The organism is Pseudomonas sp. LBUM1679 (assembly GCF_059695565.1).
In genome coordinates, this window is record NZ_CP166774.1 from 1,713,244 (window position 1) to 1,728,219 (window position 14,976).

Genomic DNA, 14,976 nt, shown 5'->3' on the forward strand with positions numbered 1-14,976 from the left:
TGCAAGTCGTGCGATTGCACGATGCTTGGTTTCTGAAAGCGAATGTTGGTTTAACAAGTTTCCCTGCGTGCGGTATATATGTACGGCGGGGTAACAAATGATGTGAGCGTTACGGACGCTCCAGGCTCTGCGCCGCCTGGCTGATATAAAGGGTTGTGGTCGTTTATTTAAAATCGGCGGGGTCAAAGCGAACGGCCCATGGACAAGTCACTTGTCCATGGGCCGGGGCAGGGGCAGGGGATAGGTGGAGCTCTGCCCTCCTGAGTGAATTCACGAGTCAGGAAGGCAGCAGGGAAGGGGCAAACTGAAGTTGCGGATACAATAAAAGGTGTCAGTGGCTGCTCAGCAAGGAAGCGGCACCCGCGCCACCGAATAACCCGGCGCTGATGCGGTTGAACCAACTCTGCCCCTTGCCGCTGCGCAGATACCGCGCGGCGCCATGTGCCCCCAGCCCATAAGCCAACTTGCACAGCAGATCCAGCACGGTCCAGGTTGCAATCATTACCAGCAACTGCGGCAGGAACGGCTGCTCGGCGCTCAAGAATTGCGGCAGGAAGGCAGCAAAAAACAGAATGTCCTTCGGATTGCTGGCACCCAGCACGAATGCGCGCCCGAACAACGCACGGAAACGCGGCACCGGCGCAGCCTGGGGCACTTCAGCGCCCGTTGAGGGTAGACGCGATTGCTGCCAGCTCTGCCAGGCAAGGTAGAACAGGTACAGCGCGCCGACGATCTTCAGGGCGCTGAACAACTGTTCCGACGCGAGCAACAACGCGCCCAGCCCCAGCGCCGACGCACTGAGCAAGCAGATCGAAGCAAACACGCCACCCAGAAACGCCGGGTAGGAACGGCGCAGACCGTAATTCAGACTGTTGCTGATCATCAGCAACGACAGGGGCCCCGGGATCAGGATCACCACCAGCGCAGCGCCGCTGAACAGCAGCCAGGTTTCCAGACTCATCACTTTCCTCCATTTGCACAAAAGCCTCACCCGACGGGGTGAGGCCGGTTTTTCGTTTACGGCTTACAAGAAAACGAACTTGGCGATGAAGATCGCGCAGAGCACCCACAAACTGACAGAAATTTCCTTGTGCTTACCGGTACAGGCTTTCAGCACCACATACGTGATAAAGCCCAGCGCGATGCCGTCGGCGACCGAAAAGGTCAAGGGCATCATGATCGCGGTGACGATCGCCGGAATGCTGTCGGTCGCCTCGTCCCATTCGATGTGCGCCATGCCGCCCATCATCAACATTGCCACATAGATCAGTGCGCCGGCGGTGGCATACGCGGGGATCATGCCAGCCAACGGGGCGAAAAACATTGCTGCAATAAATAACACACCTACGGTCACAGCGGTAAGACCAGTCCGACCACCTGCAGCGACACCGGCGGCACTTTCCACGTAGCTTGTCACTGGAGGCACACCCACCACAGCCCCGAATACGCTGGAAGCACTGTCGGCTTTCAGGGCGCGGGAGAGGTTTTCGATCTTGCCGTCGGCGTTCACCAGGCCGGCGCGCTGGGCCACGCCCATCAAGGTGCCGGCGGTATCGAACATGTGCACGAAGAGGAACGCGAGCACCACACTGATCATGCTGACGTTGAACACGCCGGCGACGTCCATGGCCATCCAGGTCGGTGCCAGGCTCGGCGGGGCCGACATGATGCCCTCGTAGTGCACCAGCCCCAGGCCCCAACCGGCCAGGGTCACGGTGATGATGCTGATGAGGATCGCGCCGAACACCTTGTGGTAGCTGAGCACGGCAATCATCAGGAAGCAGATGGCAGCCAGCAATGGACCGGGTTCGCGCAGGGAGCCGAGCTTGATCAGGGTGGCCGGGCTATCGACGACGATCCCCGCGGTTTTCAGGCCGATCAGCCCCAGAAACAAACCCACACCAGCGCCCATGGCGAAGCGCAGGCTCACCGGGATGCTGTTGAGCAGCCATTCGCGAATCCGGGAAAAGGTCAGGAACATGAAGAGCACGCCGGAAACGAACACCGCGCCCAGGGCCGTTTCCCAGTTGTAGCCCATGGTGCCGACCACGGTGTAGGTGAAGAAGGCATTCAGACCCATGCCCGGTGCGAGGCCTACTGGCCAGTTGGCGTACAGGCCCATCAACAGGCAGCCCAGCGCTGCGGCGATGCAGGTGGCGACGAATGCAGCCCCGTGATCGATCCCGGCGTCGGCCATGATGTTGGGGTTGACGAAGATGATGTAGGCCATGGTAATGAAGGTCGTCACACCGGCGATCAGCTCGGTCTTCACCGTGGTGCCATGCATGCTCAGTTTGAAGATGCGCTCCAGCCAGTTATTGCGTATCGGCGGCGAGAGTTCCAGGGTCGGGGCTTCGGATTTGCGGCTTTCCACAGCGAGTACTCCTCAAGAGTTTTATTGTTATTTCCAGGGCAGGACCCATGAGGGTGGCAGCGGCCCTTTGAGGTGCTTGCGAATTTGTTGACCGGTTGGTCAGGAACTCGCACGAAGTGGATTATGCTTTTGTATACAAATAAAGCAAATAATGTTTTTTGTCTTGTAGACGAAAAGATTGGCAATCGGGATATATCGCCTGTGAGGACGACTTCGCCGACAAGCCGGTCTCGCTCCCACAGGAATTTTGTGTGGTGAGGGAGATTTTGGCAGTGCAGGTGCGTCAGGTTCAGGCGGCGAACGCGGCCTGAGGTGAGGGCAGAAGCGAATAAACCGGCGCATGGGCCGGTTTATTTTTATCTGAAAATTTGCGGTGTTTTTACGGGCCTCATCGCGAGCAAGCTCGCTCCCACAGGGGGTCTGTTCCAGACTCACATCGCATACACACCACAAATCCCCTGTGGGAGCGAGCTTGCTCGCGATGAGGCCCGTAAAAACACCGCAAAGCCTCAGGCCGCAGCGAAACGCTTATCCAGATAATCAATAATCACCTTGGACTCATACATCCAGGTGGTCTGCCCATTCTCTTCAATACGCAGGCACGGCACTTTGATCTTGCCGCCTTGCTCCAGCAACGTCCGGCGATCCTGTTCATTGTTCTTCGCATCGCGCAACGCCACCGGCACATTCAGGCGGCGCAGGGTGCGGCGGGTTTTCACGCAGAACGGGCAGGCATGGAACTGATACAGGGTCAGGCCCTTGGCGGCCGTGTTGACCTTGGCCTGAACCTCGCCCGGGCGTTGCTTCTTGCCAGGACGGGTGATGAAGTCGATGAAGATAATCAGTTGGCCAAGGCCGACACGAAGCGCTTTAACGAACACGGGATAAGCCTCACTGGGCAAACGGAAGGCGCGCAGCTTACCTGATTTTTCGCAGACGAAAAAAAACCGGCGATGAATGCCGGTTTTCTTCGTGCTGCGGCCTTACTTGATCAGGCTGAGAAACTCGCTGCGGGTTGCCGCATTTTCGCGGAACTCACCGAGCATCACCGACGTGATCATCGACGAATTCTGCTTCTCCACACCGCGCATCATCATGCACATGTGCTTGGCCTCGATCACCACCGCAACGCCGAGGGCGCCGGTAACTTCCTGGACCGCATCGGCGATCTGACGGCTGAGGTTTTCCTGGATCTGCAGGCGGCGGGCGTACATATCGACGATCCGCGCGACTTTCGACAGCCCCAGCACCTTGCCGCTCGGGATGTAGGCGACGTGGGCCTTGCCGATAAACGGCAGCAGGTGGTGTTCGCACAACGAGTAGAGCTCGATGTCCTTGACCAGCACCATTTCGCTGTTGTCGGAGCTGAACAAGGCACCGTTAGTGACCTCTTCCAGTGTCTGTTCATAGCCGCGGCAGAGGTACTGCATGGCTTTGGCGGCACGCTTTGGCGTGTCGAGCAGGCCCTCGCGGGAGACGTCCTCGCCCAATTGGCCGAGAATCGCGGTGTAATTCTGTTCCAGGGACATGAAACTACCTGTGGGATTTTTACGCAAAGGCCAAGGGTACGGTGGCGGACACGGCGCTGCAAGCACGAAGCGACAGCCTCACTCGTCGCGACCTTCCATCATGGTCCGTTTGAGCATCACATAAACCGCTCCGGCACCGCCATGTTTAGCCTGGCAGGAAGTAAAGCCGAGGACCTGGGAATGCTGGCGCAGCCAGGTGTTGACGTGGCTTTTGATCATCGGGCGCTTGCCGTCCAGGCGCACAGCCTTGCCATGGGTGACGCGCACGCAGCGGATTTCGAACCTGGTCGCCTCGGCGAGGAAGGCCCAGAGGGTTTCCCGGGCCTTTTCTACATTCATGCCGTGCAGGTCGAGGCTGCCTTCGAATGGAATCTGGCCGATCTTGAGCTTGCGCATCTGGCTTTCCTGCACCCCGTCGCGCGCCCACATCAGCTCGTCTTCCGGGCCGACGTCGATGACGAACTGATCGGACAGCCCGTCGACGGTGGTGGCATCGGTGCGCACGGTAGCAGCTTGGCGCAGCTTGGCGATCTGCGCGCGGTCAGCTTTGGGTTTGCCGGTTTCGGCGCGATCGTGCTTGATCGGCTTGACGCCTTGGATCGCGCTTTTGAACAGGGAAAAATCGTCGTCTTGCATGTCAGCCTCCGCGAAGGGCGGCCAGTTTACCCAACTCGGGACGAATGGGGCGCGACAAAACGCCTGCGGGTTCGACTCAGTCGTGTTTTTTCATCAGGTGCGGAGAAATGTTCAGTTCCCGCGACTGGCGCGCACGGCGACGGCAGCGGCGCCACAGCATCACGCCGAGGTACAGCACGAACAGGCCGACCGCCAGAATGATTGCCGAGCCCAGCGGGCTGGCATTCAACTCGCCGAGGGCCGGTGGGCGGCCCAGCAGGCTGGCCGCACCGGCCATCGCCAACAGCACGCCACAGGTCGCCAGCAAGGCAGCAAAGGCTGCGCCGAAGCGAAAACGCCAGTTGCTTTGGCTTTTGGGCCGCAAGCGGCGAGCGTCAAATCCATCGGATAACTTCATTCCGACCTTCCTCAATGAGTATCGGCCCTTCGACCGGGAGTTGACCGGGATGTTCCTGAGGCTAAGACAATTACAGCACACAAGAGGCTTTTGCGGATGAGCGGCGGCATACACCGCTCATCGAGCGTCGATCAAATCAATTCGCGGGTCACGGCGAGGGTGGCGAAGTTGTCCGCCATGATCGCCATTTCGGTCTGTTGCACATGCTCGGCACTCAGGACTCCACCTTTGTACGGCAGGTCGCGAGTGGCACAGGCATCTTCTACCAGGGTGCAGCGAAAGCCCAGGTTCTTGGCGGCCCGCACGGTGGTGCTGACGCTGGAGTGGCTCATGAAACCGCAGACGATCAAATCCAGCGAACCGAGATTCTGCAGGCGCTCCAGCAGTTTGGTACCGTGAAACGCACTCGGCAGCAGTTTGCCGACGATGGTTTCGTCGTGCTGCGGTTCCAGCCCCGGAATGAATTCACCGCGCGCACCTTGTGGATCGAACAGCCCACCGACGGTGCCAAGGTGATGCACATGCACGATCGGCCGGCCGGCTGCGCGGGCAGCGGCCATCAGTTGCTTGATGTTCGCGACGGCAGCATCCATGCCGCTCAGGGCCAGCGGACCACTGAGGTATTCTTTCTGGGCATCGATGACGACAAGGGTCGCGTTGCTCAGATTGGCTGCAGCGTAACCGCGGCCGCTGAGTTGAAACATCGTTTTTGGAACGGACATTCTGGGGCTCCTTCGGGTGGGGCTTTTGCGACATTGTCCTCTGGCTGAGCGCTTCTGTGAATCGCTACTATCGCAGGCGCCGTCGTTGCTGGCTCGCAGCCTTGTCAAGATGTCAGTTTTGTTCAATAGCTACGCTAAAAAAGAGAATAGTCCTACAACTGGTCCGGTGCTTTTCCTGCGTCGTCGTGGCGCGGTTTGGCTGTTAGAATCGCCAGTCGTTTTTTCTGGAGTCTGCCGCCGTGATCACTTCCCGCCTTCGCACCCTGCGCGACCATATCCGTTGGGCCGTCAGCCGCTTTCATGGGGAGGATCTGTTTTTCGGCCATGGGACCGACAACGCCTGGGACGAAGCCCGGCAACTGGTGTTGGGGGCCTTGCACCTGCCATGGGAAATGGCCGACAGCTACCTTGACTGCAGCCTGGAAGACGATGAACTGGTCAAGCTGCAGCGCTTGCTCAAGCGGCGCATCGAAGAACGCATTCCGACCGCGTACCTGCTGGGTGAAGCCTGGTTCTGTGGTATGTCGTTCATCGTCGACGAGCGCGTGCTGATCCCGCGCTCGCCGATTGGCGAGCTGATCGAAAAACGTTTCGAACCCTGGCTGGGCACCGAGCCTGCGCGGATTCTCGACCTGTGCACCGGTTCCGGCTGCATTGGTATTGCCTGTGCCTACGAGTTCCGGAACGCCGAAGTGGTGTTGGCCGATCTGTCGTTCGAAGCCCTGGAAGTGGCCAACCGCAACATCGAGCGCCACGGCGTCGACGAGCGGGTGTACACGGTGCAGGGCGATGGTTTCGATGGTTTGCCAGGCCAGCGTTTCGACCTGATCGTGTCGAACCCGCCGTATGTCGATGCAGAAGACTTTGCCGACATGCCGGACGAATACCAGCACGAGCCGGAGCTGGGCCTGGCCTGTGGTGACGATGGCTTGAACCTGGTACGGCGCATGCTCGCCGAAGCGGCGGATCACCTGACCGAGAAGGGGTTGCTGATGGTCGAAGTGGGCAACAGCCAGGTTCACGTCGAGGCGCTGTACCCGGAAGTCGACTTCGCCTGGCTCGATTTCGAGCGTGGCGGGCATGGGGTGTTCATGTTGACGGCGCAGCAGTGCCGGGATCATCAGGCGTTGTTCGCGTCCCGCGTCTGACTTCAGGACGCCTTCGCGGGCAAGCCCGCTCCCACAGGTTCTGTGTGTGTCGCATCACTTAGGCACGGCACAAATCCTGTGGGAGCGGGCTTGCCCGCGATGGCCGCGCCGCGTTCTCAACCCCTCACCGGTGTGTGGCAATCCAGATCAACAACCCCGCCTGAAACACCGCAAACGCCACCAGGCAGGTAATGGTAAACCGCAGCCCGGCGTCTTCGCGTTGGTACTGGCTGACTCGTTCCTCGTGTTGCTTGAGCTTCACTTCCTGCTCGGCCAGGTTCTGCTCGGCGTGCTGCAGCATCTGCGCCGCTTCGATAATGTCCACCCCCTGGAGCTTCTCGGCGTTCCAGTCACCCAGCAGATCGCCGACCCGCACCTCTTTGACGCGGCCCTTCAAATGCTGGGCGTCGGCGTAGACCACATCAAAACCCTGCATCCGCAGAAAATGATCGCGGCGCAGACGGGTGTCTTCATTCAACGCGTCTTTGTTGTTCAGGTCGGTGCCGTCGACGGTGTAGCCGGGCCAGCGCTGCTTCGCCCAGCTAATGCCTTGGGCCGCGATGAAGCGGCCGAGCCCGCGGTTCATCGGCTCGATCTGCAAGCCACTGTCCGGGCTCAAATGCACACGTTGAGTGCGGTGATCGACCCACACGTCCAGATGATTCTGTTCCTTTCGCACGCGCTGGCCGGGCAGGGTGATGCGCATGCGCATCAGGCTGTGTTCCTTGCCGTGGCGATGCGCATAACCGAATTCGACAAAGCGCAGCGGGCGGGCGCCGGTCGTGCGGTCGGTTTGCAGCGGCGCCAGGCGCAGCAGCCGGTGATGCTCGACGTCGACGTCTGCCCACGGCAGCTCGACCACGGGCGCAGCCTCTGTTTCAGCGGTGGTGTCGGGTGAAGCCGGGGTATGCGTCATAACGGCGAGATCCTGTCCAAGCCCTGCTTGTCGCCAGCGATAGCGTTGGCGACAAAGGCTTATCGGCCGTTTTGTTCAGGACTGGAGGGCAAACAGTGCTTAACGGGTGCGCAGTCCGTCAATAAATCCGATGATTCGCGTGCCCAGTTCGGCCGCCAGCGGCAATTGCGGATCCTTATAGGACGCCAATTGCCGTTTTACGTCGTTGGGCACGATGCGCATCACATGGTTCATGCCCTCGATCAGTGCCAGTTCGGCGTCCGGCTTGGCGGCCTTGAGCAGCCGGGCGTCATTGACGCCGACCTGGATATCGTTGCTGCCCTGGATGATCAGCGCCGGCATCTTCAATTTACCAAAGGCTGCCGCCGGATCCTGGCGGAACAGCGAGATCAGGTACGGCTGCACGCTCGGGCGGAAAATCACCTGCAACTGCGGCGGCACGTTGTCGTCGGTGCGGCCGGCCTTGAGGCTGTCGAGCAGTTCGTTGCTGCGCAGCATCAGGGGCGGCGGCAGGCGATTGCTCAGTTGCTGGCGCAATACCTGGTCGACCGGTCGGGCGCTGCCGGACATGGAAATCACCGCGGCCGCGTCGAGGCTCGGCGCGGCGAGGCTGGCGATCAAGGCGCCCTCGCTATGGCCGAGCAGGATCAGCTGGCCAAAGCGCGGATCGCTTTTCAGCTGGCGGCCCCAGGCCTCGGCGTCGGCCACATAGGCGTCCACCGACAGGTTGCGTTCGTCCGGGGTCGCCGCGAGGCTCGCCGCCACGCCGCGCTTGTCGTAACGCACGCTGGCGATGTTGTGTTTGGCCAGGACCCAGGCCAGACGCTTCAGGCTGTCATTGCGTCCGCCGTCGGGGTTGTTGCCATCGCGATCCGTAGGACCGGAGCCGGAAATGATCAGCACGACCGGCACCGGTTGCTCGGATTTTGGCAGCAGCAACGAGCCGAAAAGCTCGCCAGTGCCAGTATTCAGACTGATGGGCCGTTGCAGGACAGTGGCCTGGACAAAGCCGGTAAACAGGGTAAGGCTCAAGGCTAGAACTCGCAGCATCATCACGCCATCATGAACAAGGTGCCGGTTGGACTCGCGGGCACCCATAAGGTTCGAGGATGAACTACTTGGGTAGCCTGCGTATACTGGCGCGCATTACGTATTCAGGTTCGATTTCACGGAGCGTCCCGCATGTCCGGCAATACCTACGGCAAGCTGTTCACTGTCACCACCGCTGGCGAAAGCCATGGTCCGGCGTTGGTCGCCATTGTCGACGGCTGCCCGCCGGGACTGGAGATCTCCCTCGACGATTTGCAGCGCGACCTCGATCGCCGCAAACCCGGCACCAGCCGCCACACCACCCAGCGCCAGGAAGCCGACGAAGTCGAGATCCTTTCCGGCGTGTTTGAAGGTCGCACCACCGGGTGCGCCATTGGCCTGTTGATCCGCAATACCGACCAGAAGTCCAAGGACTACTCGGCGATCAAGGACCTGTTCCGCCCGGCCCATGCCGACTACACCTATCACCACAAATACGGCGAACGCGATTACCGCGGCGGCGGTCGCAGCTCGGCGCGGGAAACCGCGATGCGCGTGGCGGCCGGCGCTATCGCCAAGAAATACCTGGCCACCCAGGGTATCGTCATTCGCGGCTACATGAGTCAGCTGGGCCCGATCGAGATCTCGTTCAAGACCTGGGACTCGGTGGAACAGAACGCGTTTTTCAGCCCCGACCCGGACAAAGTGCCGGAGCTGGAAGCCTATATGGACCAGCTGCGCCGCGACCAGGATTCGGTGGGCGCGAAGATCACCGTCGTCGCCGAGGGCGTGATGCCAGGGCTGGGCGAGCCGATCTTCGATCGTCTCGATGCCGAACTGGCCCATGCGCTGATGAGCATCAACGCGGTCAAGGGCGTGGAAATCGGCGCCGGTTTCGCCAGCGTTGCGCAACGCGGCACCGAGCACCGCGATGAAATGACCCCGCAAGGTTTCCTCAGCAACAATGCCGGCGGCATTCTGGGCGGCATTTCGTCCGGTCAGCCGATCGTCGCGCACCTGGCGCTGAAGCCGACCTCGAGCATCACCACGCCGGGCCGTTCCATCGACATCCACGGCAACCCGGTGGAGGTCGTCACCAAGGGCCGTCACGACCCCTGTGTCGGCATCCGCGCCACGCCGATTGCCGAAGCGATGATGGCCATCGTGCTGATGGATCACCTGCTGCGTCACCGCGGGCAGAACGCCAATGTACGGGTGAGCACTCCGGTGCTGGGACAGCTTTAATGCCTGACCTCACAGCCGCTGCCGTCTGATGGCAGTGGCGGCGCTCCCGTACTGGCGGCTCTCCAGTTTCTACCTGTTCTATTTCGCCTTGCTCGGTTCGACGGCGCCGTTCCTGGCGCTGTACTTCGATCACCTGGGCTTTTCCAGCGCCCGTATCGGCGAGCTGGTGGCGATCCCGATGTTGATGCGCTGCGTGGCGCCGAACATCTGGGGCTGGCTCGGTGACTACACCGGCCAGCGCCTGGCCATCGTGCGCTTCGGCGCGGTGTGTACCTTGCTGACGTTTTCCTTGATATTCGTCAGCAAGACCTACGCCTGGCTGGCGATGGTCATGGCCTTGCACGCCTTCTTCTGGCACGCCGTGCTGCCGCAGTTCGAAGTCATCACCCTGGCGCATCTGCAGGGGCAGGCATCCCGCTACAGCCAGATCCGGTTGTGGGGGTCCATCGGTTTCATCATCACCGTGGTCGCGCTGGGCCGGCTGTTCGAATGGCTCAGCCTCGACATTTATCCGGTGGCGCTGGTGCTGATCCTGGCCGGGATCGTGGTCAGCAGCCTGTGGGTGCCGAACGCACAACCGCCACAGGGGGAACGATTGGCGGGGGACGGTTTTCTCAAGCAATTGCGCAGCCCCGGGGTCTTGGCGTTTTACGCTTGCGTGGCGCTGATGCAGTTGAGCCACGGGCCGTATTACACCTTTCTGACCTTGCACCTCGAGCGACTCGGTTACAGCCGTGGCTTGATCGGCATGCTCTGGGCCGTCGGCGTGGTCGCCGAAGTCCTGATGTTTCTGGCCATGAGCAAGATCCTCGCGCGCTTCTCCGTGCGGCGGGTGCTGCTGGCGAGTTTTCTGCTGGCGGCGCTGCGTTGGTTGTTGCTCGGCTCGTTCGCCGAGTACCTGTGGGTATTGCTGTTCGCCCAGGTCCTGCACGCGGCCACCTTCGGCAGCTTTCATGCGGCGGCCATCCAGTTCGTGCAACGCAGTTTCGGCGCACGCCAGCAAGGGCAGGGGCAAGCGTTGTACGCGGCACTGGCCGGCACCGGCGGCGCAGTGGGTGCGTTGTACGCAGGCTATAGCTGGAATGCCCTCGGGGCCACATTGACCTTCAGTATTGCCAGTCTCGCCGCTTTCGCGGCTGCCGTTATGATTGCGACATGCATGCAAGAGGACAGGCCATGAGCCTGTCCTGTGAACAAACGAGGAAACAACCATGAGCAGCCTGTCCGTTTACCCTGTCAGCAGTCCGGAACTGCCGAACAAGGTGCTGACCCACTTCGACGATATCGCCTCGACCCTGGCCGAACAGGGTGTGCGCTTTGACCGCTGGCAAGCCGCGACGAAGCTCCAGCCAGGCGCCAGCCCGGAAGACATCATCGGCGCGTACCAGGCGCCGATCGACACACTGATGACTGAAAAGGGTTATGTCAGCGTTGATGTGGTCAGCCTGACCAGCGATCACCCGCAATCAGCCGAGCCGCGCGCCAGGCTTCTTGAGGAACACCGCTGTGATGAGGATATCGTGCGATTTTTCGTTGCCGGTCGTGGTTTGTTCAGCCTGCATATCGGCGATTACGTCTACGCGGTGCTTTGCGAGAAGAACGACCTGATCTCGGTCCCGGCCGGTACTCCCCACTGGTTCGACATGGGGGAGCATCCGCATTTCGTTGCGATCCGTCTGTTCAATCATCCGGAAGGCGGGGTGGCCCACTTCACCGGCGACGACATTGCCAGTCGCTTTGCGCTGCTTGAGGATTGAACACCGCCCTGTAGGAGCGAGGCTTGCCCGCGAAGGCGGCCTCAAGCCCTGCACCGCCCTTGAAGACGCCTTCGCCGGCAAGCCTGGCTCCTACGACGGCCTGTGTGTTTGCAGCATGACAACGGTTTACGCCGAATGATAAGTCGGCAGGGCAAACCGTTGCTGGCTTTGCAGCATGGAGATCTGCGGCAGTTCGCTGGCTTGTTCTGCGAGGTCACGGCGGATCGCGCTGATCACCCACGACAGCTGATCACCAGCATGCAATTGCTGGTAGGAAATCGAGCGTTTGAACACTTTACCTTCGGTGCTGCGCAGGGTCAGCAGGATGCCACCGTCAGGACGTGGCTGGGTGGTCACTTCGAAGTTGGAGAACAGGGACGAAAATTTTTCTTGAATCAGGCTCATGTCGATCGGCTCCGTTAGCACTTGATTGGCAAGCATGGAGAGGAAGTTGCAGCCTTTGTGCCAGCCTTTGTATTTTTAAAATTCCTTTTAAATCAATGAGTTAATTTGATGGTGATTTTAGCCGTTCGTGCAATCTGCATGAACGGCCATCGTGCATCCTGCATTTTGCGTGGTCGCCGCTGTTTCCATGGAACCAATCGCCAGGCTGAGACTCGCGATTTCGCCCCAGCGAATCGTGGATACAAAACATTGCAAAAACCGCGTGTACAGCCCCGGAAGCGCTGACGTATTTTCGGCCTCGATAAACGCCGCCCGACAATAAAAAACAGCGAACGGGAGCCTCCATGAACACGCCGCACGACACCATTACCTGGGGCATGATGCTCCGCAAGCTGCCTGCCATGGCCAAAGCCATCCCCCGTGTGGTGAAAGGCATGAAAGCGGCCAACGTCAAGGACCCGACCCAACCCTGCGGCCTGGGCTGGAGCTTCGAGCAGGCGGCCTTGCGCAATCCCGATGGCCCGGCATTGCTGCAGGGCGAGGTCGCGCTGACTTATGCACAGGTCAACCAATGGGCGAATCGCATTGCCCATCACCTGATCGCCCAAGGCATCCGCAAGGGCGATGGGGTGGCGGTGTTCATCGAGAACCGCCCGGAACTGTTGGTGACGATTCTGGCGGTGGCCAAGGTCGGTGCGATCAGCGCCTTGCTCAATACCTCGCAAACCCGCGACACCCTGGCCCACAGCCTGAACCTGGTGGCGCCCGTGGCAATCATTGTCGGCGAGGAACTGGTCCCGGCGTTTTCGGCGGTGCGCGAACGGGTGTCGATCACGCCTGCGCGCACCTGGTTTGTCGCCGATCAAGGCACCTGTACCCATCCGGGCATTGCCCCCGACGGGTTCATCAACCTGATGGCGGCCAGCGTCGATGCTTGCAGTGACAACCCCGCCAGCAGCCAACGGGTTTTTTTCGACGACCCGTGTTTCTACATCTATACCTCAGGCACCACCGGCTTGCCCAAGGCCGGCGTGTTCAAGCACGGCCGCTGGATGCGCAGTTCCGCCAGCTTCGGCATGATCGCCCTGGATATGCGCCCCGAGGATGTCGTCTATTGCACCTTGCCGCTTTATCACGCCACCGGGTTGTGCGTGTGCTGGGGTTCGGCGATCAGTGGCGCTTCGGGCTTTGCCATCCGTCGCAAGTTCAGCGCCAGCCAGTTCTGGAACGATGTGCGTCAGTACCGCGCGACCACCCTCGGCTACGTTGGCGAGCTGTGCCGTTATCTGGTGGATCAACCGCCCGCTGCCGACGACAACCAGCACTGCGTGACGAAGATGATCGGCAATGGCCTGCGCCCCGGCGCGTGGCGCGAATTCAAGACGCGATTCGGCGTCAACCATATTTGCGAGCTGTACGCCGCCAGTGACGGCAACATCGGCTTCACCAACGTGCTGAACTTCGACAACACCGTGGGGTTTTCCCTGATGTCATGGGAACTGGCGGCCTACGACCACGACAGTGGCTTGCCGACTCGCAACGCCAAGGGCTTCATGCGCAAGGTGGCCAAAGGCGAGCAGGGCCTGTTGCTGGCCAAGATAGACGACAAGGCACCACTGGACGGCTACACCGATCCGCAGAAAACCGCAAAGGTCGTACTCCACGACGTGTTCGCCAAAGGCGACCGTTACTTCAACACCGGCGACCTGATGCGCAACATCGGTTTCGGCCACGCCCAGTTCGTCGATCGTCTGGGTGACACCTATCGCTGGAAGGGTGAAAACGTCTCGACCACCGAGGTCGAGAACATCCTGCTGCAGCACCCGAACATTTGCGAAGCCGTGGCCTATGGCGTGGAAATCCGCAACACCAACGGCCGCGCCGGGATGGCCGCGATCACCCCCGCCGAATCCCTGGCGACCCTGGATTTCAGCGAACTGCTGGCCTTCGCCCGGGAGCAGATGCCGGCCTATGCCGTGCCTTTGTTCCTGCGGGTCAAAGTGAAAATGGAAACCACCGGGACCTTCAAATACCAGAAGACCCGGCTCAAGGATGAAGCCTTCGACCCCGGCAGAACCGGTGATGATCCGATTTACGCCTGGCTGCCAGGGACCGGGACTTACGTGCCGGTCACCGAGCAGTTGCTTGCGGACATTCATGGTGGCAAGTACCGTTATTGAAAATGGCTATGGCCGCCCATGAGAAAAAACAAGTGACAGTTTCGGGGCTCATCGGGAAACTGTCGGCTTTGCGAATAACCGAAAGTGGAGCTCCCGATGTCAGACCAAAGCCGCCAGATGACCCCCGAAGAAGCCGCTGAATTTGCCGAACAGGTATTCAACAAGGCGCGCGAGGGCGATGCGGCCATGATGGCTGCGCTGCTGACCAAGGGCCTGCCGCCGAACCTGCGCAACCACAAGGGCGATACCTTGTTGATGCTGGCCGCTTACCACGGCCATGTGGAGACGGTAAAAGTCCTGCTCGAGCACAAGGCCGACCCGGAAATCCGCAACGACAACGGCCAGAGCCCGATTGCCGGCGCGGCGTTCAAGGGTGACCTGGCGACGGTCAAGGCGTTGGTCGAAGGCGGTGCGCAGGTTGAAGGTTCGTCGTTCGACGGCCGTACGGCGCTGATGATGGCGGCGATGTTCAATCGTGTCGAAATCGTCGATTACCTGATCGGCAAGGGCGCCGATCCGAAGGCGAAGGATGCCAATGGCGTCACCGCGCTGGATGCGGCCAAGACAATGGGCGCGGTGGACACCACGGCGCAGCTTGAGAAACTGCTTGGCTGATTGGCAAATCCTCAGGCAAGCCA

16 protein-coding genes are annotated in these 14,976 nt (G+C 60.6%); 6 read left to right on the plus strand and 10 right to left on the minus strand.

From position 1 onward, the window contains the following. Positions 1-331: 331 nt before the first annotated feature. The 7 genes from ACA062_RS07910 to ACA062_RS07940 form a co-directional block, all read right to left on the minus strand. Positions 332-961: a LysE family translocator gene (locus tag ACA062_RS07910; RefSeq protein WP_497455889.1), complete on the minus strand. Its 630-nt coding sequence runs from the start codon at positions 959-961 to the stop codon at positions 332-334. A 63-nt stretch (positions 962-1,024) separates the two neighbouring features. Then, complete coding sequence (locus tag ACA062_RS07915) at positions 1,025-2,374, minus strand: NCS2 family permease (protein WP_497455890.1); 1,350 nt, start codon at positions 2,372-2,374, stop codon at positions 1,025-1,027. Between the two features lie 509 nt (positions 2,375-2,883). Beyond that, complete coding sequence (locus ACA062_RS07920) at positions 2,884-3,255, minus strand: glutathione S-transferase N-terminal domain-containing protein (protein ID WP_497455891.1); 372 nt, start codon at positions 3,253-3,255, stop codon at positions 2,884-2,886. A 102-nt stretch (positions 3,256-3,357) separates the two neighbouring features. After that, positions 3,358-3,903, minus strand: a complete 546-nt coding sequence (folE, locus tag ACA062_RS07925; protein WP_128871843.1) for a GTP cyclohydrolase I FolE — start codon at positions 3,901-3,903, stop codon at positions 3,358-3,360. A 78-nt stretch (positions 3,904-3,981) separates the two neighbouring features. Further along, complete coding sequence (locus ACA062_RS07930; protein WP_497455892.1) at positions 3,982-4,539, minus strand: Smr/MutS family protein; 558 nt, start codon at positions 4,537-4,539, stop codon at positions 3,982-3,984. 76 nt (positions 4,540-4,615) lie between these two features. Beyond that, complete coding sequence (locus ACA062_RS07935; RefSeq protein WP_497455893.1) at positions 4,616-4,936, minus strand: hypothetical protein; 321 nt, start codon at positions 4,934-4,936, stop codon at positions 4,616-4,618. A gap of 131 nt (positions 4,937-5,067) precedes the next feature. Next, positions 5,068-5,658: a cysteine hydrolase family protein gene (locus ACA062_RS07940; RefSeq protein ID WP_497455894.1), complete on the minus strand. Its 591-nt coding sequence runs from the start codon at positions 5,656-5,658 to the stop codon at positions 5,068-5,070. A 239-nt stretch (positions 5,659-5,897) separates the two neighbouring features. Here ACA062_RS07940 and prmB point away from each other — a divergent pair, with 239 nt between their 5' ends. Continuing rightward, the gene (gene prmB, locus ACA062_RS07945) at positions 5,898-6,806 is read left to right on the plus strand and encodes a 50S ribosomal protein L3 N(5)-glutamine methyltransferase (RefSeq protein WP_497455895.1); all 909 of its coding nucleotides are present in this window, start codon (positions 5,898-5,900) and stop codon (positions 6,804-6,806) included. 124 nt (positions 6,807-6,930) lie between these two features. Here the strand turns inward: prmB and ACA062_RS07950 are convergent, their stop codons facing one another. After that, entirely contained in the window at positions 6,931-7,722 is a 792-nt protein-coding gene (locus ACA062_RS07950; RefSeq protein WP_497455896.1) for a hypothetical protein, read from the minus strand. 99 nt (positions 7,723-7,821) lie between these two features. Continuing rightward, positions 7,822-8,820: an alpha/beta hydrolase gene (locus ACA062_RS07955; protein WP_497455897.1), complete on the minus strand. Its 999-nt coding sequence runs from the start codon at positions 8,818-8,820 to the stop codon at positions 7,822-7,824. An 84-nt stretch (positions 8,821-8,904) separates the two neighbouring features. Here ACA062_RS07955 and aroC point away from each other — a divergent pair, with 84 nt between their 5' ends. From aroC to ACA062_RS07970, 3 genes are read left to right on the plus strand one after another with little or no spacing between them, the layout of a single operon-like run. Continuing rightward, the gene (gene aroC / locus ACA062_RS07960; RefSeq protein WP_497455898.1) at positions 8,905-9,996 is read left to right on the plus strand and encodes a chorismate synthase; all 1,092 of its coding nucleotides are present in this window, start codon (positions 8,905-8,907) and stop codon (positions 9,994-9,996) included. 28 nt (positions 9,997-10,024) lie between these two features. Next, on the plus strand, positions 10,025-11,176 hold the full coding sequence (locus ACA062_RS07965) for an MFS transporter (protein WP_497455899.1): 1,152 nt from the start codon (positions 10,025-10,027) through the stop codon (positions 11,174-11,176). Between the two features lie 31 nt (positions 11,177-11,207). Next, a complete protein-coding gene (locus ACA062_RS07970) occupies positions 11,208-11,753 on the plus strand; it encodes a 1,2-dihydroxy-3-keto-5-methylthiopentene dioxygenase (RefSeq protein ID WP_497455900.1) in 546 nt (181 codons plus the stop codon). 126 nt (positions 11,754-11,879) lie between these two features. Here the strand turns inward: ACA062_RS07970 and ACA062_RS07975 are convergent, their stop codons facing one another. Further along, a complete protein-coding gene (locus ACA062_RS07975; protein WP_064676634.1) occupies positions 11,880-12,158 on the minus strand; it encodes a DUF3509 domain-containing protein in 279 nt (92 codons plus the stop codon). A 344-nt stretch (positions 12,159-12,502) separates the two neighbouring features. Between ACA062_RS07975 and ACA062_RS07980 the strand changes: the two genes are divergently transcribed. Then, complete coding sequence (locus ACA062_RS07980; RefSeq protein ID WP_497455901.1) at positions 12,503-14,338, plus strand: long-chain-acyl-CoA synthetase; 1,836 nt, start codon at positions 12,503-12,505, stop codon at positions 14,336-14,338. 96 nt (positions 14,339-14,434) lie between these two features. Then, the gene (locus tag ACA062_RS07985) at positions 14,435-14,953 is read left to right on the plus strand and encodes an ankyrin repeat domain-containing protein (RefSeq protein WP_497455902.1); all 519 of its coding nucleotides are present in this window, start codon (positions 14,435-14,437) and stop codon (positions 14,951-14,953) included. Positions 14,954-14,976 lie beyond the last annotated feature (23 nt).